This window comes from Spirillospora sp. NPDC048819 (assembly GCF_040650055.1).
Lineage (GTDB): Bacteria > Actinomycetota > Actinomycetes > Streptosporangiales > Streptosporangiaceae > Spirillospora.
Genome location: NZ_JBEZGN010000002.1, coordinates 384,225 through 408,582 on the forward strand (window position 1 = coordinate 384,225; position 24,358 = coordinate 408,582).

18 protein-coding genes are annotated in these 24,358 nt (G+C 71.5%); 10 read left to right on the plus strand and 8 right to left on the minus strand.

Features of this window, described 5'->3' with window-relative positions; translation table 11 throughout:
• Positions 1-38: 38 nt before the first annotated feature.
• From rny to recA, 3 genes are all read right to left on the minus strand, one after another.
• Positions 39-1,610, minus strand: a complete 1,572-nt coding sequence (gene rny, locus AB0C35_RS04860; protein WP_358450630.1) for a ribonuclease Y — start codon at positions 1,608-1,610, stop codon at positions 39-41.
• Positions 1,611-2,513: 903 nt separating this feature from the next.
• Entirely contained in the window at positions 2,514-3,215 is a 702-nt protein-coding gene (gene recX / locus AB0C35_RS04865; protein ID WP_358450633.1) for a recombination regulator RecX, read from the minus strand.
• Positions 3,216-3,252: 37 nt separating this feature from the next.
• Entirely contained in the window at positions 3,253-4,371 is a 1,119-nt protein-coding gene (gene recA / locus AB0C35_RS04870; protein WP_358450636.1) for a recombinase RecA, read from the minus strand.
• 244 nt (positions 4,372-4,615) lie between these two features.
• On the opposite strand from recA, the gene AB0C35_RS04875 reads away from it, so the two are divergent.
• From AB0C35_RS04875 to AB0C35_RS04885, 3 genes are all read left to right on the plus strand, one after another.
• A complete protein-coding gene (locus AB0C35_RS04875; RefSeq protein ID WP_358450639.1) occupies positions 4,616-5,485 on the plus strand; it encodes an ATP-grasp domain-containing protein in 870 nt (289 codons plus the stop codon).
• 90 nt (positions 5,486-5,575) lie between these two features.
• Positions 5,576-5,944 (plus strand): hypothetical protein, encoded by a 369-nt coding sequence (locus AB0C35_RS04880; protein ID WP_358450642.1) that lies wholly within the window; start codon positions 5,576-5,578, stop codon positions 5,942-5,944.
• 3 nt (positions 5,945-5,947) lie between these two features.
• Positions 5,948-7,105, plus strand: coding sequence for a glutathionylspermidine synthase family protein (locus AB0C35_RS04885; protein ID WP_358450645.1), 1,158 nt, complete (start codon positions 5,948-5,950; stop codon positions 7,103-7,105).
• A gap of 21 nt (positions 7,106-7,126) precedes the next feature.
• On the opposite strand, the gene AB0C35_RS04890 is transcribed toward AB0C35_RS04885, so the two are convergent.
• Both AB0C35_RS04890 and AB0C35_RS04895 read right to left on the minus strand, forming a co-directional pair.
• On the minus strand, positions 7,127-7,321 hold the full coding sequence (locus tag AB0C35_RS04890; RefSeq protein WP_358450648.1) for a DUF3046 domain-containing protein: 195 nt from the start codon (positions 7,319-7,321) through the stop codon (positions 7,127-7,129).
• A 9-nt stretch (positions 7,322-7,330) separates the two neighbouring features.
• Entirely contained in the window at positions 7,331-8,626 is a 1,296-nt protein-coding gene (locus AB0C35_RS04895; RefSeq protein WP_358450651.1) for an alpha/beta hydrolase, read from the minus strand.
• 120 nt (positions 8,627-8,746) lie between these two features.
• On the opposite strand from AB0C35_RS04895, the gene AB0C35_RS04900 reads away from it, so the two are divergent.
• A complete protein-coding gene (locus AB0C35_RS04900; protein WP_358450654.1) occupies positions 8,747-13,486 on the plus strand; it encodes a DEAD/DEAH box helicase in 4,740 nt (1,579 codons plus the stop codon).
• Between the two features lie 240 nt (positions 13,487-13,726).
• Here the strand turns inward: AB0C35_RS04900 and AB0C35_RS04905 are convergent, their stop codons facing one another.
• On the minus strand, positions 13,727-14,653 hold the full coding sequence (locus AB0C35_RS04905) for a DMT family transporter (RefSeq protein ID WP_358450657.1): 927 nt from the start codon (positions 14,651-14,653) through the stop codon (positions 13,727-13,729).
• A 91-nt stretch (positions 14,654-14,744) separates the two neighbouring features.
• Between AB0C35_RS04905 and AB0C35_RS04910 the strand changes: the two genes are divergently transcribed.
• Complete coding sequence (locus AB0C35_RS04910) at positions 14,745-15,359, plus strand: TetR/AcrR family transcriptional regulator (protein ID WP_358450660.1); 615 nt, start codon at positions 14,745-14,747, stop codon at positions 15,357-15,359.
• A gap of 4 nt (positions 15,360-15,363) precedes the next feature.
• Here the strand turns inward: AB0C35_RS04910 and secA2 are convergent, their stop codons facing one another.
• Positions 15,364-17,715: an accessory Sec system translocase SecA2 gene (gene secA2, locus AB0C35_RS04915; RefSeq protein ID WP_358450663.1), complete on the minus strand. Its 2,352-nt coding sequence runs from the start codon at positions 17,713-17,715 to the stop codon at positions 15,364-15,366.
• Between the two features lie 234 nt (positions 17,716-17,949).
• On the opposite strand from secA2, the gene AB0C35_RS04920 reads away from it, so the two are divergent.
• Positions 17,950-18,084, plus strand: coding sequence for a hypothetical protein (locus AB0C35_RS04920; RefSeq protein WP_358450666.1), 135 nt, complete (start codon positions 17,950-17,952; stop codon positions 18,082-18,084).
• A gap of 135 nt (positions 18,085-18,219) precedes the next feature.
• Here AB0C35_RS04920 and AB0C35_RS04925 read toward each other — a convergent pair whose 3' ends face one another.
• The gene (locus AB0C35_RS04925; RefSeq protein ID WP_358450669.1) at positions 18,220-19,446 is read right to left on the minus strand and encodes an ROK family transcriptional regulator; all 1,227 of its coding nucleotides are present in this window, start codon (positions 19,444-19,446) and stop codon (positions 18,220-18,222) included.
• Between the two features lie 254 nt (positions 19,447-19,700).
• Between AB0C35_RS04925 and AB0C35_RS04930 the strand changes: the two genes are divergently transcribed.
• From AB0C35_RS04930 to AB0C35_RS04945, 4 genes are read left to right on the plus strand one after another with little or no spacing between them, the layout of a single operon-like run.
• Positions 19,701-20,966, plus strand: a complete 1,266-nt coding sequence (locus AB0C35_RS04930; RefSeq protein ID WP_358450672.1) for an extracellular solute-binding protein — start codon at positions 19,701-19,703, stop codon at positions 20,964-20,966.
• A gap of 37 nt (positions 20,967-21,003) precedes the next feature.
• Positions 21,004-21,975 carry a sugar ABC transporter permease gene (locus AB0C35_RS04935; protein WP_358450675.1) on the plus strand — a complete coding sequence of 324 codons (972 nt, stop codon included), beginning with the start codon at positions 21,004-21,006 and terminating at the stop codon, positions 21,973-21,975.
• Complete coding sequence (locus AB0C35_RS04940) at positions 21,972-22,814, plus strand: carbohydrate ABC transporter permease (RefSeq protein ID WP_358450678.1); 843 nt, start codon at positions 21,972-21,974, stop codon at positions 22,812-22,814. The genes AB0C35_RS04935 and AB0C35_RS04940 overlap by 4 nt, the downstream gene beginning before the upstream one ends.
• On the plus strand, positions 22,811-24,268 hold the full coding sequence (locus AB0C35_RS04945) for a glycoside hydrolase family 3 N-terminal domain-containing protein (protein ID WP_358450681.1): 1,458 nt from the start codon (positions 22,811-22,813) through the stop codon (positions 24,266-24,268). The genes AB0C35_RS04940 and AB0C35_RS04945 overlap by 4 nt, the downstream gene beginning before the upstream one ends.
• Positions 24,269-24,358 lie beyond the last annotated feature (90 nt).

Here is a 24,358-nt window from a genome sequence, read left to right on the forward strand (position 1 = left end):
ACCCCGCCCGTCCGTCCCCGCGCCGGCGGACGGGCCGCTCAGCGGGCGAACTCGATCGCCCGGGACTCCCGGACGACGGTGACGCGGATCTGCCCCGGATACGTCAGCTCGTCCTCGACCTGCTTGGCGATGTCGCGCGCGATGACCTGCGCCTGGATGTCGTCGACGGAGTCGGGCTTGACCATCACCCGGATCTCCCGCCCCGCCTGCATCGCGAAGACCTTCTCCACACCCTCGTGCCTGTCGCGGGCGATCTCCTCGAGCCGCTCCAGCCGTTTGACGTACGCCTCCAGCGACTCCCGGCGCGCCCCCGGCCGGCTGCCGCTGACGGCGTCGGCCGCCTGCGTCAGCACCGCCTCGACCGTCCGGACCTCCACCTCGTTGTGATGCGCCTCGATCGCGTGCACGACGTCCTCGTGCTCGCCGTACCGGCGCGCGATCTCCGCGCCGATCAGGGCATGGCTGCCCTCCACCTCGTGGGTCAGCGCCTTGCCGATGTCGTGCAGCAGCGTGCACCGCTTCGCGACCTCCACCGGCAGCCGCAGCTCACTCGCCATGATCCCCGCGATGTGCGCCGACTCGATCAGATGCTTCAGCACGTTCTGCCCGTACGACGTGCGGTACCGCAACTGCCCGAGCAGCGCGATGAGCTCCGGGTGCATGTCGGCGATGCCGACGTCCACCAGCGCGTCCTCACCGGCCCGGACGCACAGCTGCTCCACGTCGCTCTTGCTGCGCTCGTAGATCTCCTCGATCCGCTGCGGGTGGATCCGCCCGTCCAGGACCAGCTTCTCCAGCGTCAGCCGCCCCACCTCCCGGCGCACCGGGTCGAAACAGCTCAGCAGCACCGCCTCCGGCGTGTCATCGATGATCAGGTTGACGCCCGTCGTCGTCTCGAACGCCCGGATGTTGCGGCCCTCACGCCCGATGATGCGGCCCTTCATCTCATCGCTCGGCAGATGCAGCACCGACACGACCGACTCCGCCGTCTGCTCGCTCGCGACCCGCTGGATCGCCAGCGTCACGATCTTGCGGGCGCGCTTGTCGCCCTCCGCCCGCGCGGCGTTCTCGATCTCCCGCGTGATCGGGATGGCCTCCCGCTTGGCCTGGTTCTCGATCGCCGCGACCAGCTCGCTTTTGGCCTGCTCCGCCGTGAGCGCCGCCACCTGCTCCAGCACCTTCCGGCGCTCCTCGGCGACGCCGTCGAGCTCCTCCTTGCGGGCGTCCAGAGCCTTCCCGGTCTCGGCGAGCCTCCCCTGCCACTCCGCCAGGCGCCGCAGCTCACCGTCCAGCCGCTGCTCCCGTTCCGCGAGGCGCGCCTCCCGGCGCTCCAGATCCTCCCGGACGGTCCGCAGATCGTCACGGAGCGCCCGGCCCTCGTCCTCGACCTCCGCACGCGCCGCCGCCGCGAGCCGCTGCGCCTCCCGCTCGGCCTTCTCCAGAACCTCCCCGGCGTCCCGCTTCGCCTTCGACCGGATCTCGTCGGCCTCGCTCTGCGCCCGGGCCATCTCCGCCGCCGCCTTGCCGGGCATGCCCGGACGCCACAGGACGACGATGATGAGAGCGACCAGGGTCACCAGCAGCGCTGCACCCAGCAGGACGCTCTCCATGAGGTAGATCCTTCCTCGCCGCGGGCCCGCCCGGAATCGGGACCCTGCCTAGCGAGGATTTACTCGCGCCCATCGGACGGCCGGATGCACAACATCGCCGGGCAGCGCACGGCGCGCACCCGGTGACTCGGCCGAATCCGGTCGACGAACGTGTCCTGTATGCCTCTCAGCTGCTGGAACGTGCTCGGTCGTATGGCAATCCGCGAGACGCGGAGTAACTCCTCACTGCCGTAACGGTAAGCGGCACAGAGGTAATGAGCAAGCAGTGTTTGTTTGCAGTCCCCTTGGCGTCAGGCCTTGGAGGCCCTCCCTTCGGCGGGAACTGCGGTGCGATCGCTGTGCCTACTGCAGTGCCCTTGGCGGTCGGGCCCTGGAGGCCCTCCCTTCGGCGGGCACTGCGGTGCGATCGCTGCATCGCTCCGGCTCGCCCTGGGGGCTCGCTGCGCGATCAGGTTTCTCGCTCCGCTCGAGACCTGCCTTCGGACGCGATCGCGACGCTTTGGGTCGTTGCCGGCTGAGGCGACGGCTGGGGCAGGCGCGCTCGCCCAGTCATGTATGGCACCGAACACGGTCAACCGCCTGGCCACATACCTCCTCACCACGCGACCGGGCAACCCGAGGTCCAGTGCGCAGCGCGGTGACGAGTGTGGCGAACCCGCACGCCCAGTCACGCAGTCAGTCACCGGACGCCGGAACCTTTTCCCTGGCCGCGTGCCTCACCACACGACCGCGACACCCGAGGTCCGGAGCTTGAGGCGACGGCTGGGGCGGGCGCGCTCGGCTGGTTGCGCATGGCACCTGGTGCAGGGGGCCTGGCTGGCGGCGGGCTTAGTTCGCGGAGCCCGAGGTCTGGGTGAGGGTTTGGCATCGGGTGTTCGCGTGCCCGGGGTTGTTTGCGGGGGGTCAGTCGATGGGGTCGGGGGTTTCGGGGAGGGTTTCTGGGTCGGTGCCTTCTTCGGCCAGGGCTTCCTTGACCACTCGGTAGGCGAGGCCGGCCGGGTAGCCCTTGCGGGCGAGCATGCCTACGAGGCGGCGCATGCGTTTTGCGGGGTCGGCGCCTCTGGTTGCCTTGAGCTTGCGGGTGACGAGGGCGCGGGCGGTTTCCTCCTCCTGGGCGGGGTCCAGGGAGTCGACGGCGTCGTTGACCGTCTCGTTCGCGACGCCGCGGCGGCGGAGTTCCTGGGCGAGGGCGCGTTTGGCGAGGCCGCGGCCGGTGTGGCGGGACTGGACCCATGCCTGCGCGAACGCCTCGTCGTCGATGAGGCCCACGTCGGTGAAGCGGCCGAGGACCCGTTCGGCCACGTCGTCGGGGATGTTCTTGCGCCGCAGGGCGTCCGCGAGTTGGGCGCGGGTCCGTGGTGACGTGGACAGCATGCGCAGGCAGATCTCGCGGGCGGCCCCCTCGGGGTTCGACGCGATCCCGCCGCGTGCATCCGCTGCTTCGGGTTCTGGGAGAGGGCCGTCGCCGGGCTCAGCCGATGGCGTTCGCTTCATGGCGCGCCGGGCCGCTCCGTGGGAGCGGCGGCGCCATCGGGGAAGGTCCGCGCACCGATCGTGCGGTGCGGGGTAAGGCGCCGCCGCCCTGCATACGAGATCATCGCTCACTCGCCGTCAAGAGTCACCCTTATCCGGGGATTCTCCGTCAGGATTCACCCGCCTTGGCCTTGGCGGTCTTCCTCCCGGCGGGCTTGGGGGCCGCCTCCAGGGGGGCGGGCGCGGCGTCCGGGGCGCCCGGGGCGGCGAGGGGCTCGGCCTCCTTGTCGACCTTCGGGCCGATGCCGAGCTTCTCCTTGATCTTCTTCTCGATGCCGTCGGCCATGTCGGGGTTGGCCTTGAGGAAGTTGCGGGCGTTCTCCTTGCCCTGGCCGAGCTGGTCGCCGTCGCAGGTGTACCAGGCGCCGGACTTGCGGACGAAGCCGTGCTCCACGCCGAGGTCGATCAGGCCGCCCTCGCGGCTGATGCCCAGGCCGTAGAGGAGGTCGAAGTCGGCGACGCGGAACGGCGGGGCCATCTTGTTCTTGACGACCTTGACGCGGACGCGGTTGCCGACGGCCTCGGTGCCGTCCTTGAGGGTCTCGATGCGGCGGACGTCCAGGCGGACGGAGGCGTAGAACTTCAGCGCCTTCCCGCCGGTGGTGGTCTCCGGCGAGCCGAACATCACGCCGACCTTCTCGCGGAGCTGGTTGATGAAGATGACGGTGGTCCTGGTCTGGTTGATCGCGCCGGTGAGCTTGCGCAGCGCCTGCGACATGAGGCGGGCCTGCAGGCCGACGTGGCTGTCACCCATCTCGCCCTCGATCTCGGCGCGCGGGACGAGCGCGGCGACGGAGTCGATGACGATGATGTCGATCGCGCCGGAGCGGATCAGCATGTCGGTGATCTCCAGGGCCTGCTCGCCGGTGTCGGGCTGGGAGACCAGCAGGGCGTCGATGTCGACGCCGAGGTTGCCGGCGTACTCGGGGTCGAGGGCGTGCTCGGCGTCGACGAACGCGGCGATGCCGCCCCGCTTCTGGACGCTGGCCACCGCGTGCAGCGCGATGGACGTCTTGCCGGAGCCCTCGGGGCCGTACACCTCGACGACGCGGCCGCGGGGCAGGCCGCCGATGCCGAGCGCGATGTCGAGGGAGATCGCGCCGGTGGGGATCACCTCGACCGGCGCGCGGGCCTCCTCGCCCATCCGCATGACCGATCCCTTGCCGAACTGCCGCTCGATCTGGGCGAGTGCGGTCTCGAGAGCCTTGTCCCGGTCGTTCGCTGCCATGTGAGATGTCCTTCTCGTCGTGACTGTCGGCTCTCGGCCGCTGCCTGCGATGTCGAGGGCGACGTTACGGCGGGCCTCCGACACTTTGCGAGACCCGGGCGCGATTGTGGACGACGCCGTGTCCCGCACCAGCGTACCGAACATTAGTTCGATCATCGTCCGGATCGGCGATTCGGGTGGGAATCTCCGTGCGTTCCATGGTCTCGACCCCGTACGCTGGCGCCGTCCACGGAGGGTTCCAATCATGACGCTGACCGTTCTCTTCTGCGTCGATCCGCTCCACCCTCGGCGCGTTGACCCGCACTTCTCCCGTGAGGCCGCGGCGGTGCGAGACCACTATGGCGAGATCGCCCTGATCGACCATGACGCGCTGCAACGCGGCGACGTGGACGACGCGGTCCGGGCGGTGCCCTCCGATCTGGGTCCGGTCTGGTATCGCGGCTGGATGCTCACCGGGGACGAGTACGCCGCCGTCTCCGCCGTCCTGAAGGGGCGGGGCACGGTGCTGCTCACGCATCCGGACGACTATAGGCGCGCGCATGAGCTGCCGGGCTGGCACGACACGTTCGCCGGGTTGACTCCGCCGAGTGTGTGGCGGCCTTTGGGCAAGGGGCAGGATCCCGGTGACCTCAGCGAACTGAAGGAGCTGGTCCGGCCGCTGCGCGGTGGGCCCGGCGTGGTGAAGGACTATGTGAAGTCGTGCAAGCACGAGTGGGAGGAGGCGTGCTTCGTCCCCGACGTGAAGAACCTCTCGCAGCTTCATGACGTCGCCTCGAAGATGGTCGCGTTGCGGGACGACCATCTGGCGGGCGGTCTCGTCGTGCGCGAGTTCGAGCAGTACGACGGCGGCGGCGAGGCGCGTGTCTGGTGGGTGGACGGCGAGCCCGCGCTGGTGGGGCCGCACCCTGACAGCCCCGGCGCGGATCCCGATCCGGACCTGGACGCGGTGGCTCCGGCCGTGCGCGCATTGGGCTGCAGGTTCATCACGACCGATCTGGCGCGGCGCACGGACGGCGTGTGGCGTGTGGTGGAGGTCGGCGACGGCCAGGTGAGCGACCTTCCGTCGTCCGTGGACGCGATGGACCTCTACGCGCATCTGCCGGTTCCGGACTGACCGGCCGGCCGGGCATGAACCGGAACGGCTTTTCCTGCGTCTCATCAGGCAACCCCATCGGTCGGCCGACGTGTGGAAGGACGTGTTCTCTTGCCCCCACAGGAGCCCACTCGCCGGCTCAGCTCCCGCGCCGTGAAGGTCGGGATGGTGAGCGCCCTGTCATTGACCCTCGTCGCCTGCGGATCCAGTTCGACCGTCGCGAGATGCGTCGACCGGAACTCTCCGTCGACGGGGAAGGGCGGTTACAGGGTCGTCCCCGACACCAGATGCGACACCGACGACATCGACGGTTCCACCTCGCCGTACGACCGGTACTTCTGGTACTACGGCGGCAGGACCAGCGCCGGCTACGTGTCGGGCGGCAGCCGGGTCCGGCCCGAAGGAAAGATCAAGTCCAGTAGCGGGCGCACGCTGAGCCGGGGCGGGTTCGGCGGTGGCGGCGGCAGGGGCGGGGGCTGACCGGTGCGCCGTATCCGTTCGACTCCGCGTGACAGCTGGGCCGCGAGGGTCGAGGCGCATGGCCTGGCCTTCCACCGGACCGCGCACCCCGAGCACCTGACCCGTCCCTACTGGGACGAGTCCGTCCACTACGTCTTCGACATGGACGAGGTGCTGGCCCTCGAAGGGGTCGTCGAAGAGCTGCACCGGATGTGCCTGGAGGTTGTGGAGCACGTCGTCTCCACCGGCCGCTACCACGCCCTCGCCATTCCCGACTGGGTGGCGCCGCTGATCGAGGAGTCGTGGCGGCGCGGCGACCCGCATCTGTACGGCCGCTTCGACCTGCGCTACGACGGGCATGGGCCCGCCAAGCTTCTGGAGTACAACGCCGACACTCCGACCGCGCTGGTCGAGAGTTCCGTCGTCCAGTGGTACTGGCTGCAGGACACCCATCCTGGGGACGACCAATGGAACTCCATTCACGAGCGGCTGGTCGCCCGCTGGAAGGAGATCGTCCCGGCGGTGGACGGCGGGCCGGCCCATTTCGCCTGGACGACCGGTGACGAGACCGGCGAGGAGGTCATGACGATCGCCTACATGCAGGAGACCGCCGAGGAGGCGGGCCTGCCGGGCGTGGCGATCGCCATGGAGGACATCGGCTGGGACCCCGCGCGCGGGCGATTCGTCGACCTGGACGAGCAGGAGATCCGGACGCTCTGCAAGCTCTACCCGTGGGAGTGGATCGTCGCAGAGCCGTTCGGGCGCAGCATCCCGGGCACGCCCACGTCGTGGATCGAGCCGATCTGGAAGATGGTGCTGTCGAACAAGGCGCTGCTCGTCCTGCTCTGGGAGTTGTTCCCCGGGCATCCCAATCTGCTGCCCACGTACCTGAACACGCCGTCGAACCTCACGTCCTACGTGCAGAAACCGCTGCTCGGGCGGGAGGGCGCGAGCATGCGCATCGTGACGCCGGACGGAAGTGAGCAGCGCACCCAGGGCGACTACGGCGCGGAGGGTTTCGTCTTCCAGGAGTTCTGCGCGCTTCCCGACTTCGACGGCGAGCACCCGGTGCTGGGGGCGTGGGTCGTTCATGACGGGGCGGCCGGGGTCGGCATCAGGGAGACGTCCGGGCTCATCACCGACGACACGTCGTCGTTCGTCCCGCACCGCATTCCGCTGTAGCGCCGGCAGGCGCCGGGTTGGCTACTGGAGCCTCGACGGGACGTCGAAGGTGGCGACGACGGCCTTCCAGACCTTCTTGGCGGGTTCGCCGTCGGCGAAGGCCTGTTCGATGGTGCGGCCGTTGAGTTCGGCGAGGACGTAGTCCTTGGCCACGCTCTGGGCGTAGCTTTCGCCGAACTGCTGGTTCATCCGATCCCAGAAGACTGTGAGCCGCACCCGTCCACGCTATCCGACGGCGCCTTCCCCCATGGACGGACCGGTCGCCAAGGACTCCGTGACCTCGCCGGGAACGGCCGGGCCGGAGCCCTGGCGGTACTGGCGATGCAGCCCGGTCAGGTACCGCTCGACGCCTTCGATGACGCGGGCCGTCCGGTACGAGGGGAAGACGTCGAACCCGTGCTGGGCGCCCTTCATCTCCGCGTAGATGACGGGTGCGTCGGAGACGCCCCGGAGCCGCTCGACGAATCGGCGTGCCTCCGCCACGGGGATGAGTGAGTCGCGGCTTCCGTGGATGACGAAGAAGGGCGGCGCGTCCTTGTCGATGTAGGTGACAGGGGACGCCTTGGCGTACGCCTCCCGGTTCTCCGCGAAAGGCTGCTTCACGACCATGCGCTCAAGGATGCGTGTGGCGCCCATGGGACGCGGCCATGGTCCCGCTTCGAAGAAGTTGTAGACGCCGTAAAAGGGCACGGCGCCCTGCACGGTGGTGTCGGCGTCCTCGAAACCGGGCTGGAATTCCGGCACGTTCGCGGTCAGCGCGACCATCGCGGTGAGATGCCCGCCCGCCGAGCCACCCGTCACACAGAGGAAATCGGGGTCGGCGCCGTACTCCTCGGCGTGCTCCTTGTACCAGGCGACGAAGCGCTTCAGGTCGATCAGGTGCTCGGGCCAGGTGGCGCGCGGGCTGAGCCGGTAGTTGACGTTGAAGCCCACCCACTCTTGGAGGGCCATGTGGTTGAGGAGCGGCAGGCCCTGCTCGCGCTTGTCCCCGATCACCCATGCGCCCCCGTGGATCTGCATGAGCCCGGGACGCAGTTCGCCGCTGGAGCGCTCACCAGCGGGACGGAAGACGTCCAGTTTGAGGCGCAGCCCGCCCTCCTCGTGGAAAACGATGTTGCGTTCGACCCGGACGCCCCTGCGCGGGATCAGGCACAACTGCGGGACGATCAGGTGCGCCAGCGGATAGCGGGGCGCGCCTTCCGGGTCCAGGTCGAGGGGTGCGCCACAGTCCCGCAGGGTGACGACCGTACGGCGCGAGGCGACGAGGGTGGCCGCGACGCCCGCCATGCCGAGGATCGCCAGGACGAGCCCGACCCAGCCGGCCCAGCCGTCCAGTCCCCCGAGCACCGCCACGAGTGCGGTCACCAAACCCCACGTGACGAGCACGTGCGGTGCCATCTCGATCGTCAGCCACGCACAGAAGAAGCCCGGGGCGAGCAGGATGGCATTGCGCGGGGGAACGTGCGCGTTCAAGGCGACGAGCGCGAACAGGATCCCGAGGGCGAGCAGAATGTAGGGCATCGAGACCCCTCTTGGCGGCGGACGTCCTACCCGTAGACCATGCCCGTACAAGTGCTTGCTTACAAGGTGACGCACGCCACTCGGTCGCGTTCTGTCGGACCCGCGAGGCACTATGGCGCCATGGGCCGTGACGTGCTCGAACGATTCTCCCCGGCGACCCGCGCCTGGTTCTCCGGGGCGTTCGCCGCGCCCACCCCCGCCCAGGCCGGGGCGTGGGCGTCGATTTCGAGCGGCGACAGCACGCTCGTCGTGGCGCCGACCGGCTCCGGCAAGACCCTGGCGGCGTTCCTGTGGTCGCTCGACCGGCTCGCCAACGAACCCGCGCCCGAGGACGCCCTGCGGCGCTGCCGGGTGCTGTACGTCTCGCCGCTGAAGGCCCTGGCCGTGGACGTCGAGCGCAACCTGCGCGCCCCGCTGACCGGCATCCGGCACGCGGCGCGCCGGCTCGGCCTGCCCGAGCCCGGCATCCGCGTCGGGATGCGGTCGGGCGACACCCCCGCCGACGAGCGCCGGAGGCTGGCCGTCAAGCCGCCGGACATCCTGATCACGACGCCGGAGTCGCTGTTCCTGATCCTCACCTCCCGGGCACGCGAGTCGCTGCGCGGGGTCGAGACCGTCATCGTGGACGAGGTGCACGCGGTGGCGGGCACCAAACGCGGAGCGCATCTGGCACTGTCGCTGGAACGCCTGGACGCCCTCCTCGAACGGCCCGCCCAGCGAATCGGCCTGTCGGCGACCGTCCGCCCCACGGACGAGGTGGCGGCGTTCCTGGGCGGGACGAGGCCCGCGGCGGTCGTCCAGCCGCTCTCCGACAAGGTCTTCGATCTCGACATCGTCGTCCCCGTGGAGGACATGGGCGAGGTGAGCCGTTTCGTCGACGACTCCGGTGCGGCCGATCCACGCCAGCGCAGCATCTGGCCCCATGTGGAGGACCGCCTGCTCGACCTCATCCAGGCGCATCGTTCGACGCTCGTGTTCGCCAATTCACGGCGGCTGGCCGAACGGCTCTGCGGAAGGCTGAACGAACTCGCCTACGAACGCGCCACCGGCGATCCCCTGCCCGAAGACCACTCCCCCGCGGCCACGATGGCCCAGGCGGGGGCGGCCAGAGGGGCGCCTCTGGAAATCGCCCGTGCGCACCACGGCTCGGTCTCCAAGGAAGAACGGGCGGGCATCGAGAACGCTCTGAAGGAGGGGCGTCTCCCGGCCGTCGTGGCGACGTCCAGTCTGGAGCTGGGCATCGACATGGGCGCCGTCGATCTCGTCGTCCAGGTGGAGTCGCCGCCGTCGGTGGCCAACGGGCTCCAGCGCGTCGGACGCGCGGGCCACCAGGTCGGCGCGGTGTCCAAGGGCGTGATCTTCCCCAAGTACCGGGGCGACCTCGTGCAGACGGCGGTGGTGGCCGAACGCATGCGCGGCGGCGAGATCGAGGAGATGCGCTACCCGCGCAACCCCCTGGACGTCCTCGCCCAGCAGATCGTCGCGATGGTCTCCATGGACGAGTGGACCGTCGACGACCTGGAGACACTCGTCAAAGGCGCCGCCCCTTACGCCACGCTCCCCCGCTCCGCGCTCGATGCGACGCTGGACATGCTCGCCGGGCGCTACCCCAGTGACGAGTTCGGCGAACTGCGCCCACGCCTTGTCTGGGACCGCGTCACCGGCGTCCTGCGCGACCGTCCCGGAGCGCAGCGCCTCGCGGTGACCAGCGGCGGGACGATCCCCGACCGCGGCCTGTTCGGCGTCTTCCTCGTCGGCGAAAAGGCATCGCGCGTAGGGGAACTCGACGAGGAGATGGTGTACGAGTCGCGCGTCGGCGACGTGTTCGTCCTCGGCGCCAGTTCGTGGCGCATCGAGGACATCACCCCAGACCGCGTGCTGGTCACGCCCGCTCCCGGCCAGCCCGGCAAGCTGCCGTTCTGGCACGGCGACACGCTCGGGCGTCCCGCCGAGCTGGGCCGCGCACTCGGCGCGTTCACCCGCGAGCTGGCCGGGCTCCCCGGCGACGACGCGCGTGAGCGGGTCTCCGCCGCCGGGCTGGACGAGTGGGCGTCGGCCAACCTCGTGTCGTACGTGAGCGAGCAGCGGGAGGCCACCGGCCACGTCCCCGACGACCGCACGATGGTCGTCGAGCGGTTCCGCGACGAACTCGGCGACTGGCGGATGGTCGTCCACTCGCCGCTGGGCGCGCGCGTGCACGCACCGTGGGCGCTGGCCATGGCGGGCCGTCTGCGCGAACGGTACGGCGTCGACGCGCAGGCCATGCACGCCGACGACGGCATCGTCATCCGCATCCCCGACATGGACGAGCCGCCCAGCCTCGACCTGGCCGTCTTCGACGCCGACGACATCGAGCGCATCGTCGTGGACGAACTCGGCGGCTCGGCGCTGTTCGCGGCGCGGTTCCGCGAGTGCGCCGCGCGTTCCCTGCTGCTGCCCCGCCGCCGTCCCGACAAGCGCATGCCGCTGTGGCAGCAGCGCCAGCGCGCCGCGCAGCTGCTGGCCGTCGCGAGCAAGTACCCGTCGTTCCCGATCGTGCTGGAGACGATGCGGGAGTGCCTGCAGGACGTGTTCGACGTTCCGGGCCTGGTGCAGCTGATGCGCGACCTGTCGGGACGCAAGGTCCGCATGGTCGAGGTCGAGACGCCCGAGCCGTCCCCCTACGCGCGCTCGCTGCTCTTCCACTACGTCGGCGCGTTCATGTACGAGGGGGACTCGCCCCTCGCCGAACGCCGCGCCCAGGCGCTCGCCCTCGACTCGGCGCTCCTCTCGGAGCTGCTCGGGCAGGCCGACCTCCGCGAACTCCTCGATCCCGAGGCGGTCGCCGACACCGAACGCGAGCTCCAGCGCCTGGCCGCCGACCGCCGCGCCCGCGACCTGGAGGGCGTCGCCGACCTGCTGCGCACCCTCGGCCCCCTCACCACGGCGGAGGCGGCCGAACGAACCCTTCCAGCGCACGCCGGGCCGGACGCCGCCGGCGAGACCGTGCCGGACGGCGACGGCGCGCCGGACGGCGCCGCAGCGACACCGAACCTCGCGGGCGGCACGTCCGGGAACGCCGAGGGCGACCCGGCCGGTGCGATCCCGCCGGATCTCGCCACGGCCGCCGGCGCCGTCGCCGGCGACCTGCTCGTCCGGGTGTCGAGGTGGCTGGCGGAGCTGGAGGCGACGCGGCGGGCGATCCGCGTCAGGGTCGCGTCCGAGGAACGCTGGGCCGCCATCGAGGACGCGGGACGCCTCCGCGACGCCCTCGGCGCGCCGCTGCCCGTCGGGGTCCCCGAGGCGTTCCTCGAACCGGTCGCCGACCCGCTCGGCGACCTGATCTCCCGGTACGCGCGCACGCACGGGCCGTTCCGGGCGGGCGAGGCGGCCGCGCGCTTCGGGCTGGGCGTCGCCGTGGTCGTCGAGACGCTGCGGCGGCTCGCGGGCGCGGGACGGGTCGTCGAGGGCGAGTTCCTGCCCGTCGAGGCCGTGTCCGGCCCGCTGACGAGCGAATGGTGCGACACCGGTGTGCTGCGGACGCTCCGCCGCCGGTCCCTGGCCCGGCTCCGCGCCGAGGTCGAGCCGTCCCCGCCGGAGTCGCTCGGACGTTTCCTGCCGGTCTGGCACGGCATCTCGGGCGGGTCCCGGTTGCGCGGAATCGATGCGCTCGCCCAGGCGGTCGAGCAGCTTCAGGGCGCGGCGGTGCCCGCGTCGGCGCTGGAGTCGCTGATCCTGCCGTCGCGGGTGCCCGGCTACTCCCCGGCCATGCTGGACGAGCTGACGTCCGCGGGCGAGGTCGTGTGGGCTGGCCAGGGCGGGCTGCCGGGCGGGGACGGCTGGGTGGCGCTCTATCTGGCCGACACCGCGCCGCTCCTCATGCCGGAACCCGCGGAGATCACGCTCACGCCGGCGCACCAGGCCGTCCTGGACGCCCTCGGCGAGGGCGGCGCACTGTTCTTCCGGACGCTGTCCGACCGGGTCAACCAGCACGTCACCGCCAATGACGCCGACCTCGTCACCGCCGTCTGGGATCTCGTCTGGGCCGGGCATCTCACCAACGACACGATGGCTCCGCTGCGCGCCGCGCTGGGTTCCGGCCGTCCCACGCACCGTTCCAGGACGACGCGCCGCGGCCGTCCCGTGCTGCCGTCCCGGACGGGTCCTCCCACGGTCGGCGGACGCTGGTGGCCGCTCCCCGGACGGGAGACCACCGCGACCCTGCGTTCGCACGCCCTCGCCGAGGCGCTGCTGGAGCGCTACGGCATCGTCATCCGCGGCGCGGTCGCCGCCGAACGGACCCCCGGCGGGTTCTCCGCCGTCTACCCGGTCCTGCGCGCGTTCGAGGAGACGGGCCGGTGCCGGCGCGGCTATTTCGTCGAGGGCCTGGGGGCCGCGCAGTTCGCGCTGCCGGGCGCCGTCGACCGGCTCCGCGCGCTCCGTCCGGCGGCGGCCCCCGCCCCCGACGACATCTCCGCGCTCTGGGAGACGCCCCGCAAACCCGGCGACCGCGCCCTCGTGCTGGCCGCGGCCGATCCCGCCAACCCGTACGGCGCGGCCCTGCCCTGGCCCGACCGCGACGACGAGGTCGCCAGCGGCCACAAGCCGGGCCGCAAGGCGGGCGCGCTGGTGGTGCTCACCGAGGGCCGCCTCATCCTCTATGTCGAACGCGGCGGCCGGACGCTGCTGACCTGGGACGATGACCCCGAGGTCCTGCAACCGGCCGTGGACGCGCTCGCCCTCGCCGTCCGGGAGGGCGCCCTCGGGAAGCTGACCGTCGAACGCGCCGACGGCGCGGCGATCGCCGACTCGCCGCTGGCCGCCGCGCTGGAGTCGGCGGGCTTCCACCCGACCCCGCGCGGCCTCCGCCTGCGCGCCTGACCAGCCCGCCCGCGCACCCGACCGGCCCGCCCGCGCGTATGACCGGTCCGCCTGCGCGCCTAACCGGTCAGCCTGCGCGCCCGACCGACCCGCCCGCGCACCCGACCGACCCGCCTGCGCGTGTGACCAGTCCGCCTGCGCGCCCGACCGGTCCGTCTGCGCGTATGACCGATCCGCGTGCGCGTGCGAGCGGGACCCCGGTGCACGTCCGCGACGAGCGGAGCGGGACGCCGGCGGGGTTCAGGCGCGAGTGCATTCGGCCGGGGCGCCGGAGGCCCGCGCCGGCCGGATCTCGGGGAGGCGGGCCGCGGGGGCGCGGAGGGCCACGGTGACGGCGGCGGCGCACACGAGGACGCCCAGCAGGGACATCGGCGTGAGCGTGCTGCCGAACATCACCCAGCCCAAGAGCATCGTCGTCGGCGGGGTGAGGTAGAGCAGGGCGGAGACCCGGGCGACACCGGTCCGCCGGACGTTGACCCAGTACAGTCCGTAGCCCCCGAACATGGCGATCACGACCAGGATGGCGACGGCCGTCCAGAAGACCGGGTCGGCCGGTGGGACGAGCGCACCGTCGGCGCTCGCGAGGCCGGAGAACAGCACCGCGCTCACGCCCGCCTGGACGGCCAGCGCCTCCGGAAGGTCGGCCGCGGGGCGTACACGCCGCTCGAACAATGTCGCGCCGACAAGGGAGAGCATCGCCCCGAACGGAAGCAGGTACGCCCAGGCCGGGGCGCCGCCGTGCAGGTCCCCGCCGACGACGAGCACGACGCCGGCGAGTCCGGCGGCGAATCCCGCGAGCTGCCGCCGCGTGATCGACTCCCCGAGGATCGGGACGGCGAGGGCGACCGCTATGAGCGGCTGCAGAGCGGTGATCAGGTTGTTGATCCCCTCGACGACGCCGTGCTCGGCGGCCAGGAAGACACCGTAGAGATAGCCGCCCTGGGCGAGCAGCCCGATGACCACGTGCGACACCAGGTCCCGAGGCGGAATCCCGCGCCGGCGCCAGGCCAGCCACGCGCCGAGCACGGCCATCGCGATGATGAACCGCCAGGCCAGCAAGGTGCTCGCGGGCGCGCTCCCGGTGCCGAGTTCCGCCCCGATGAAGCCGGAGCTCCAGGTGACGACGAACGCGGCGCCGAGCAGGGTGTCCGGGTGTCGGACGGCCATGATCGCTCCTAGGTATACATACCGGTATGGCTACAGAGTATCTATACCGGTATGTATACTTGCGGTGTACCTCCATGGAAGGGAGCGCCTCATGCCCGCCACCGCCCAGGACCGGCCGCTCACACCCGCCGCCCGGCGGGTGCTCCGGGTCGCCGAGGAGCTGTTCTACGAGCGCGGCATCGGCTCGGTCGGCATGGAGCTGATCGCCGCCGAGGCCGGGGTCACCAAGAAGACCGTCTACGACCGGTTCGGCTCCAAGGACGCGCTGATCCTCGCCTACCTGCGCGCCCGCGACGAACGCTGGCGCGACTTCGTGGCGACGCGGATCGCCGCCGTCCCGGACGCCCGCGAACGCATCCTCGCCACCTTCGACGCCCTCGACGCCTGGCAGGCCGACGAAGCCGAGCGCGGCTGCTCGATGGTGAACGCCTGCGCCGAACTGCCCGACGCGTCTCACCCCGTCCACGGCGCCGCGGCCGGGCAGAAGGCATGGCTGAGGGACCTCTACGCGGGCCTCATCGGCGAGGCGGGGATGGCTGGCGACCAGGGCATGCTCGCCGATCAGCTCCTCATCGTCCACGAGGGCGCGGTGGTCGCGTTCAGCGTCGGCGGCATCCGCGACGCCGCCGCCAAGGCCCGCGCCACCGCAGACGCGATCCTCCCCCGCACCGGCCTCCCCACCACGGGCATCCCCACCACCGGCTGAAAGATCAGCGGCGGCGGCCCTTGAACATGTTGATCAGGCCGCGGAGGGCCCGCTCGTCCAGGGAGCCGAACGGGTTGTCGTGGACGAGGTAGGTCCACGTCGCCGACGGGCGCTTGAGGCCGGCGGAGTCGAGGTCGATGCCGTCCTCGGACGCGGTGAGCGCCTCGAACGCGGCGATCGAGCGCTTCCTGGCGTCGGCGAGGAGGCGCTTGCCCGCCGGGACGGCCTCCCGGTTGAACTCGACGAGCGGGTCCAGGCCGCGGCCGAGCGAGCGCAGGTGGATGCCTTCGCGAAGGTCGGCGAGGAAGGCGAGGTGCTCGGCCCAGCAGCGGTCGAGCTGGTACAGGACGATCTGGCGCGCGGCGGCCGCCACCGCGTCCGCCCCCGCGATCTTGGTGAGGTCGGCGTGCCGGCCGGAGGCGTCCGCGGCCATGGCCCGGTCGGCGGCGTCGCCGCGCAGGACGGCGTCGCGTTCGGCGAGGAGCTCGCGGCGCTGCAGGCCGATCAGATGGTTGTAGCGCCACGTGTTGCGGTGCAGTTCCAGGTCGACGCCCTCGGCGACGCGCTGGGCGTGCCCGACGATCCAGTGGGCGCCCTTGTCGGTGATGAGCCCCTCGTCGTCGGCGGGCGCCGTCGACTTCTCGTCGGGCGCGTAGCGGGTGACGAGCTCGTCCTGGAGGCTGGTGAAGAACACCGAGCCGCCGGGGTCGCCCTGGCGCCCGGCGCGGCCGCGGAGCTGGTCGTCCAGGCGGCTGCTGTGGTAGCGGCCGGTCCCGATGACCAGGAGGCCGCCCGCGTCCGCCACGCGGTCGTGGTCGCCGCCCGCGGCCTCGGCGGAGGCGGTGCCGGGCGCGGACGGGTCACCCGCGGAACCCGGCGCGGGGCTGCCGCCGAGGCGGATGTCGGTGCCGCGGCCGGCCATCTGGGTGGAGACGGTGATCGCGCCGTACGCCCCGGCCTCGGCGATGATCGCGGCCTCCTCGGCGTCGTTCTTGGCGTTGAGGACGACCCGGTCGAGGCCGGCGCGGGACAGGCGGCGCGCGAGCCGCTCGGACTCGGCGACGTCGCCGGTGCCGATCAGCACCGGGCGGCCGGCGGCGTGCGCGGCGGCGATCTCCTCGACGATCGCGACCTCCTTGTCGGCGGCGGTCGCGTAGAGGCGGTCGGGCTCGTCGTCGCGGACGCAGGGCGTGTTCGGCGGGACGACCGCGATCTGCAGCGAGTAGAACTCGGTGAGCTGCGCCGCGACGGCCATCGCCGTGCCGGTCATGCCGCACCGGACGGGGTAGCGCCCGATCAGCTCCTGGACGGTGATCGAGTCGAGGATCTCGCCGCTCGGGGACGCCTCCAGGGCCTCCTTCGCCTCGACCGCGGCCTGCAGCCCGTCCGGCCAGCGCTGCAGCAGCGCGACCCGGCCCCGCGACTCGCTGATCAGCTTCACCGCGCCGTCGCGGACGATGTAGTCCACGTCGCGGTGCAGCAGGACCTCGGCGTGCAGGGCGACGTTGACGGCGGTGAGGATGCGCAGGTGCTCGGGCGCGTAGAGGTCGAGGCCGAGGACGCGTTCGACCTCGTGGGCCCCCGCCGTGGTGAGCTGGACGTTGCGGGCCTCCTCGTCGGTGGAGTAGTGCAGGCCGGGCCGGAGCCGGCGGACGAGGTCGGCGTACCGGGGGTCGGCGGAGTCGAGGTCGGCGGCGCCCGCGAGGACGAGCGGCACCATCGCCTCGTCGACCAGCACCGAGTCGGCCTCGTCGACCAGCGCGACGGCCGGCTCGGGCTGCACGACGTCGTCCGGGTCCGTGACGAGCCGGTCCCGCAGCAGGTCGAAGCCCACCTCGCTGACCGGCGCGTACGTCACGTCGGCGCGGTAGGCGGCGCGCCGCTCGTCCGGCGTGGACGACTGCCCGACCCAGCCGACCGTGACACCGAGCCGCTCGTACAGCGGCCCCATCCACTCGGCGTCGCGGCGCGCGAGGTAGTCGTTGACCGACATCACGTGGACGCGGCGGCCGCGCAGCGCGTAGCCGGCGGCGGCGAGGGCGCCCGACAGGGTCTTCCCCTCGCCGGTGGCCATCTCCGCGACATGCCCGGACAGCAGCGCCAGCGTGCCGATGAGCTGCACGTCGAACGGGCGCTCGCCCAGTGTCCGGCGGGCGGCCTCCCGGCCGAGTGCGCACAGCTCGGCCAGGTCCTCCTCCTCGCGGAGGACGGACGCGGCGGCGGTCAGCTCCTCGTCGGACAGGTCCCGGACGCGGGACTCGCGCCCGCCCGCCTCGTCCACCAGGGCGCGGAAGGGCGCGAGGTCGACGCTTCCCGGCTTCTGGACGAGCCGCCGCAGCCGGTCACGCAGCGCCATGACGCCGCCTCGGTTCTTCGGTCACGGTTCTCCCAACGGGGCCGTTCTGGACTGCGTTCCCCATCATGATCCCAGGACGGGGGCCCGAGTCGTCCCGGGAGGTTCTCCGTACTTGGTCTGACCTCGATTTCATTCCTCGGGGGGATCCCCCGGGCCGCCCTCGTTTGAGAACATGGACGCATTACGGGGTTTGCGGTGGCGAGGGGAAAACGCCACCGCGGAACGGGGTTCGTCATGACACCTACGGCACGCAAGGCCGCCGCGCTCCGGCGCAAGCGGCAGGTCATCAGTCGGACGGTCATCGACCGCGCGCTCAATGACCCGCGGCGCCATCAGGAGCAGGTCGTCGCCGCGGCGGCCGCCAAGTAGCACCAGGGGAGGCGCCGCCGAGCGCAGGACAAGGAACGCTCCACAGAGCGCCCCCGCCGACGTCGGCGGGGGCGCTCTTCGCGTTTCGGGACGCACCGCCGTTCGGACGCACCGCCGTTCGGGAGGCATCGCCGTTCAGGAGGTGCCCGCGGCCGAGAAGACGTCGTCTCGCGCCTGTTCGAGCGCCGCGTACAGGGCGCCGCGCAGGACGGGGTTGCCCTCCACCTCGGTCACCGCGACGGCGGGGCGGGTGGGGCTGATCCGTCCGACGATCTCTTCGATGCGGGTGGCGAGCGGCAGCCCGCCCGCCCGGCCGAGGCTTCCCGACAGCACGACGAGTCCGGGGTCCAGGACGATGTTGACCGAGGTCACGCCGTAGGAGATGCGGCGGGCGAGATCGTCGAGGAAGGCGCCGCCGCGGGCCTCGTCGGCGGCGGCCGCGCGGACGCAGTCCACCGCGGTCGGCTCGGCTATGCCGTGCTCGTGGGCGAGGGCGCGGACCCCGTCCGCGCCGACCAGGGCGCCGTAGCCGCCGGCGAGGGTCGGGATTCCCCAGGTCGTCGACTCGGTCACGCCCTCGTCGGCGGGGCCGCGCCGGGCCGCGCCGAGCGGCAGCGGCGCGCCGGGGACCGGCAGGTAGCCGATCTCGCCGGCGCCGCCGGAGCGGCCGCGGTGCAGCCGGCCGCCCAGCATGACCGACAGGCCCATGCCGCGGTCGAGCCACATGAGGGCGAAGTCGTCGGCGGCGTGCGCGGCGCCGTAGGCCCGTTCGGCGATGGCGGCGAGGTTGACGTCGTTCTCGATCGTCACCGGGCGCCGCAGGTCGGTCTTCAGCGCGGCGAGGACGCCCTCGTGCCAGGCGGGCAGGTCGAAGGAGAACTGGACGTCGCCGGACTTCGGATCGACCACGCCGGGGGTCCCGATGACGAAGGCGCTCAGCTTCGACAGCGCGACCTTCGCCGAGCGGCACGCCTTGGCGACGGCGTTGTGCACCATCTTCACCGGCTCGTCGGCGCCGTTCGGGTCCACGGTGACCTGGGCGACCATGTGCCCGGTGATGTCGGCGACGCCGGCGGTGACGCCGTCCGGTCCCACTTCGAGGCCCGCGACATAGGCGCTGGACGGGACGACGGCGTACAGGGCGGCGTTCGGCCCGCGTCCCCCGGCCTGCGAGCCGACTACGGCGACCAGCCCGCGGTCTTCAAGCCTGGACAGCAACTGCGAGGCGGTGACCTTGGACAACCCGGTGTGCTCGCCGATCTGCGCGCGGGTCAGCGGGCCCTGGTCGACGAGCAGGTCCAGCGCCGCGCGGTCGTTCAGCTCGCGCAGCAGCCTCGGCGTTCCCGGACGGTTGGCGGCCATGCTGATACCCCTCGATGTCTCAATCCGCTAACGAGCAGTTTTGTTTAGGAAAGTTTCTTGTTAGTTTACGCCCAAGCGCCGACCGGTCCATACCCCGGGCTGGGGGCGCTCGCAGAGCGCCGACTGGCGAGCAGGGCGCCCGCGTGCGATGCGAACGCGAGAGGGGCATGGCTGGGACCCTAAAGGGTCCGGGCCGTGTCAGCTCGCACCGCAGGCCACAAGGCCGCGCGAGGCGATGCCGGAAAGGATCCCCAATGAAGTACATCAAGGTTGCGGCCGCGGCGGCCGCGATCGCGCTGGCCGCCGCGGGCTGCGGCGGAGACGACGGCGGCGATGCCGGTACGGGCAAGGACCCGGCGCAGCTCAAGGTCTGGATGATGGGCGAAGGAACCCCGGAGCAGACCAAGTTCCTCGACGCCGTCGAGGCCGACTTCAAGGCCGAGCACCCGAACACCGACGTCCAGATCAAGTACGTGCCGTGGCCGCAGGTCGCCACCACGTTCCAGAAGGCGGCCGCCGGCGGCGAGGGCCCCGACGTGACCGAGATCGGCAACACCGACGTCCAGTCCCACATCGAGCAGGGCAACCTGGCCGACATCACCGGCGAGTTCGACGGCTGGGCCGACGGCAAGACGCTCAACAAGACGGCCCTCGGCAACGACCAGGCGGACGGCAAGACCTACGCGGTGCCGTGGTACGGCGGCGTCCGGGGCGTCTGGTACCGCACCGACTGGTTCCAGGAGCTGAACATCCAGCAGCCCAAGAACTGGGCCGAGCTGACCGCCGCGGCGAAGAAGATCCAGGACGCCAAGGACGTTCCGGGCATCGGTGTGCCGAGCGACCAGACCAACGCGCTGCTCAGCTTCATCTGGGGCAACGACGGGTCCGTGGCCGTCCAGGACAACGGCAAGTGGAAGGGCACCCTCGACCAGCCGCAGGCCGTCGAGGCCGTGAACTACTACGCCGGGCTCGTCTCCAAGGAGAAGGTCGCCCCCGAGAAGTACATCGGCAAGAACGAGCTGGAGGGCCCGCAGCGCGACTTCGCGCTCGGCAAGCTCGGCATGTACTTCGACGGCAGCTGGGCGCTCAAGGAGATGAAGAAGGTCTCCGACAAGAACGCCGACAAGTGGGGCGTCTTCCCGATCCCGGCCAAGAACGGCGGCAACGCCCCGGTCATGGCGGGCGGCTCCGACCTCGGCGTCTGGGCCGACAGCGAGGCCAAGGCCGCGGCCTTCGACTACATCACGATCCTGAACAACGCCAAGAACGCCAAGGCGTGGGCCGACTACAGCGGCTTCTCGTCCATGCGCTCGGACGTGAAGTTCTCCGACCCGAAGCTGGCGATCTTCACCGACATCGCCGCCAACACCAAGTTCCCGCCGATCACCGCCGGCTGGGGCGAGTTCGAGCAGGCCAAGAAGGTGCTGCCGAACGCGGTCAAGTCGATCATGCAGGGCGAGCCCGCCGCCGAGGAGATGAAGAAGGCGAACGAGCAGGCCAATACCCTGCTCAACCCGTAGCCCGCCCGCCTCGCCACACCAGCTGATCGGAACGTCCATGCTCGACACCGCTCCCGCGGTGCGCGGGACGCCCGGCCGGAGACCCTCCGGCCGGGCGCGCCCCCGCCGCAGGCCCCGCCTCGGGCCCTACATGCTCATCGCGCCCACCGTGGTCGTGATCGCCGTCCTGATGTTCTGGCCGATGATCCAGATCGGGATCATGTCGTTCCAGAAGGTCGGCAACCGCCAGCTGCGCGGCGAGCCGGCCGAGTCGGTGGGGACCGGGAACTTCGACAAGATCTTCAGCGACCCGTTCTTCTGGCAGACCCTCAAGCAGACCGTGCTGTTCGCCGTCGTCGCGGTGAGCCTGACCCTGGTCATCGGGACGCTGGTCGGGCTGCTGCTCAACAAGCTCGGCAAGCGGATGTCGGCCTTCGTCGCCGGCGGCGTGATGATTGCCTGGGCGACCCCGCCCGTCACCGCCGCGATCATCTTCACCTGGCTGTTCGGCTCGACCGGCGGCCTGGTGAACTGGACCCTGGACCTGCTGCCGGACGCCCTCGTCGGCGGCGGCTGGACCGACTACAACTGGTTCGCCAAGCCGCTGTCCACCTACACCGTCCTCACCGTGTGCGTCGTCTGGCAGGCGTGCCCGTTCGTGGCCGTGTCCGTCCTGGCCGGGCTGAAGAGCGTCCCGGGCGAGCTGTACGAGGCGGCCCGGGTGGACGGGTCCGGCCCGTGGCGGACGTTCTGGAGCATCACCTACCCGATGCTCAAGCCGATCTTCCTCGTGCTGATCGTCATGTCGATCATCTGGGACTTCAAGGTCTTCACACAGCTGTTCATCATGGCCGGAATGGCCAACCGCGACGCGTTCAACCTGTCGCTGTACGGCTACTCCGAGGCGTTCGGCTCGCTGAATCCGAAGCTCGGCATGGGCTCGGCGATCGCGCTGGTGCTCACGATGATCCTGCTCGTCGTCACCGCCCTGTACGTGCGGGTGATGGTCCGTCAGGGGGAGACCAAATGAGGCGCTCGACCGCCCGCAAGACCCTGCTGAACGGGACGGGGCTGATCGTCTTCGCCCTCGCGGTCTTCCCCGTCTTCTGGATGGCCTCGACCGCGTTCAAGCCCAACACCGAGATCTTCAGCACGACGCCGAAGCCGCTGCCGATCCATCCGACGCTGGAGCACTTCGACCTGGTGCTGAACGGCGGCATCGCCGAGGTCTCCTTCTGGGCGTACTTCCGCAACAGCGCGTTCCTCGCCATCGCCACCGTCGTGGTGTCGGGGCTGCTCGCGCTGCTGGCGGCGACCGCCGTGGCCCGGTTCCGCTTCCGGTTCCGCACCACCTTCCTGATCATGCTGCTGGTGGTGCAGATGGTGCCGCTGGAGGCGCTGGTCATCCCGCTGTTCCTGGACCTGAAGACGCTCGACCTGCTCAACAGCCTCGCCGGGCTCACCCTCGTCTACATCGGCTTCGCCGTGCCGTTCGCGATCTGGATGCTGCGCGGGTTCGTCGCCGCGGTGCCGCGCGAACTGGAGGAGGCCGCCGCCATCGACGGCGCCGGGCCGATCCGGACGTTCTTCACGGTCATGCTCCCGCTCGTCGCGCCCGGACTCGTCGCGACCAGCATCTTCTCCTTCATCACCGCCTGGAACGAGTTCATCTTCGCCTACACGTTCCTGGAAGACCAGGACAAGTACACCCTGCCGATCATGCTGCAGTTCTTCTTCGGCCGCAGCGGCAACGCCTGGGGGCCCATCATGGCAGCGTCCACGCTGCTCACCATTCCCGTCATCGCCTTCTTCCTGCTCGTCCAGCGCCGCATGGTGTCCGGCCTCACCGCCGGGGCGGTGAAGGGGTGACGGCCGACGACATCGCGACCACGGCGGAGATCGCCCGGCTGGCCCGCGGCACGCTGCTCCCGTCGTTCCCGGGCGCGACCGCCCCCCGCTGGCTGCTGGACGAGCTGGAGGCCGGACTCGCCGGCGTCACGCTGTTCGCCCTCATCGGCAATGTGCCGAGCCCGGAGTCGCTCGCCGCGCTGACCGCGCAGCTGCGCAAGGCGGGCGACGCGTTCGTGACGATCGACGAGGAGGGCGGCGACGTCACCCGCCTCGGCGGCCACCGGGCCGGCAGCCCCTACCCGGGCAACGCCGCGCTCGGCGCCGTGGACGACCCCGAGCTGACCCGGCGGATCTACCGCTCGCTCGGCGCGGAACTCGCCGAGGTCGGCGTCAACTTCAACTTCGCGCCGTCGGTGGACGTCAACACCGCCGACGACAACCCGGTGATCGGCACCCGCTCGTTCGGCTCCGACCCGGCCCTGGTCGCGCGGCACGCCGCCGCGTCCGTCGCCGGCACGCAGGAGGCGGGCGTCGCGGCCTGCGCGAAGCACTTCCCCGGCCACGGCGCGACCGTGGACGACTCCCACCTGTCCGTCCCCCTCGTCGACGCCGACCTGGACCTGCTGGAACGCCGCGAGTTCGTGCCGTTCCGGGCGGCGATCGAAGCCGGCACCCGCGCGGTGATGACCGGGCATCTGAACCTGCCCTCGATCACCCACGGGATACCCGCCACGCTGTCCCCCGACGCGATCACCGGGCTGCTGCGCGAACGGCTCGGCTACCAGGGCGTGATCGTCACCGACGCCCTCGACATGGAGGGCGCGAGCGGCGCGATCGGCATCCCCGAGGCGTCCGTGCGGGCGCTCATCGCGGGCGCCGACCTGCTGTGCCTCGGCCCGAACGAGCACGCCGAGACCGTCCGGGCGACCCTGGCGGCCATCGGCGCGGCCGTGCGCACCGGCCGGCTGTCGCCGGGCCGGCTGCGCGACGCGGCCGAGCGCACCGGCCGCCTCAAGGAGTGGCTCGCCGGGCACTCCCCCACCGTCGTCGACCGCGCCGCCGGGCTGGAGGCCGCCCGCCGCGCCGTCCGCGTGTCGGGCTCGCTGCCCGGCTGGGACGCGGCGCCGCTGATCGTCGAGACGGAGGCGACCGGGAACATCGCGGTCGGGCCCACCCCGTGGGGCCTCGGCCCCTGGGCGCCCGACGCCGTCCAGGTCGACGGAGCGGAGGGAACGGCCGACCGCGTGCTGAAGCGCGCCACGGGACGCGGCCTCGTGATCGTCCTCCGCGACGCCCACCGTCACGCGGGCCAGCGGGCCCTAGCCACGGCCCTGCTGACGGCCCGCCCCGACACCGTCGTCGTGGAGATGGGCCTGCCCGTCTGGCGCCCCGGATCGGCCGTCTACCTGGCCACTTACGGCGCCGCGGCCGCCAACGCGCAAGCCGCGGCCGAACTCCTGGGGCTCTGCTGACACAAGCCCGCGGCGTGCCCGCCGGGCAAGGAGCCCGGTCCCGGCGGGCACGCCGCGTTCGCCGCAAGCCCAACTGGTCCTATCGGCAAG

Bases quoted from the DNA above. Each gene is read 5' to 3' on its own strand.
- rny (WP_358450630.1), bottom strand. From the start codon at position 1,610: ATGGAGAGCGTCCTGCTGGGTGCAGCGCTGCTGGTGACCCTGGTCGCT.
- recA (WP_358450636.1), bottom strand. From the start codon at position 4,371: ATGGCAGCGAACGACCGGGACAAGGCTCTCGAGACCGCACTCGCCCAG.
- AB0C35_RS04875 (WP_358450639.1), top strand. From the start codon at position 4,616: ATGACGCTGACCGTTCTCTTCTGCGTCGATCCGCTCCACCCTCGGCGC.
- AB0C35_RS04895 (WP_358450651.1), bottom strand. From the start codon at position 8,626: ATGCCCTACATTCTGCTCGCCCTCGGGATCCTGTTCGCGCTCGTCGCC.
- AB0C35_RS04900 (WP_358450654.1), top strand. From the start codon at position 8,747: ATGGGCCGTGACGTGCTCGAACGATTCTCCCCGGCGACCCGCGCCTGG.
- AB0C35_RS04905 (WP_358450657.1), bottom strand. From the start codon at position 14,653: ATGGCCGTCCGACACCCGGACACCCTGCTCGGCGCCGCGTTCGTCGTC.
- AB0C35_RS04910 (WP_358450660.1), top strand. From the start codon at position 14,745: ATGCCCGCCACCGCCCAGGACCGGCCGCTCACACCCGCCGCCCGGCGG.
- secA2 (WP_358450663.1), bottom strand. From the start codon at position 17,715: ATGGCGCTGCGTGACCGGCTGCGGCGGCTCGTCCAGAAGCCGGGAAGC.
- AB0C35_RS04920 (WP_358450666.1), top strand. From the start codon at position 17,950: ATGACACCTACGGCACGCAAGGCCGCCGCGCTCCGGCGCAAGCGGCAG.
- AB0C35_RS04925 (WP_358450669.1), bottom strand. From the start codon at position 19,446: ATGGCCGCCAACCGTCCGGGAACGCCGAGGCTGCTGCGCGAGCTGAAC.
- AB0C35_RS04930 (WP_358450672.1), top strand. From the start codon at position 19,701: ATGAAGTACATCAAGGTTGCGGCCGCGGCGGCCGCGATCGCGCTGGCC.
- AB0C35_RS04935 (WP_358450675.1), top strand. From the start codon at position 21,004: ATGCTCGACACCGCTCCCGCGGTGCGCGGGACGCCCGGCCGGAGACCC.
- AB0C35_RS04940 (WP_358450678.1), top strand. From the start codon at position 21,972: ATGAGGCGCTCGACCGCCCGCAAGACCCTGCTGAACGGGACGGGGCTG.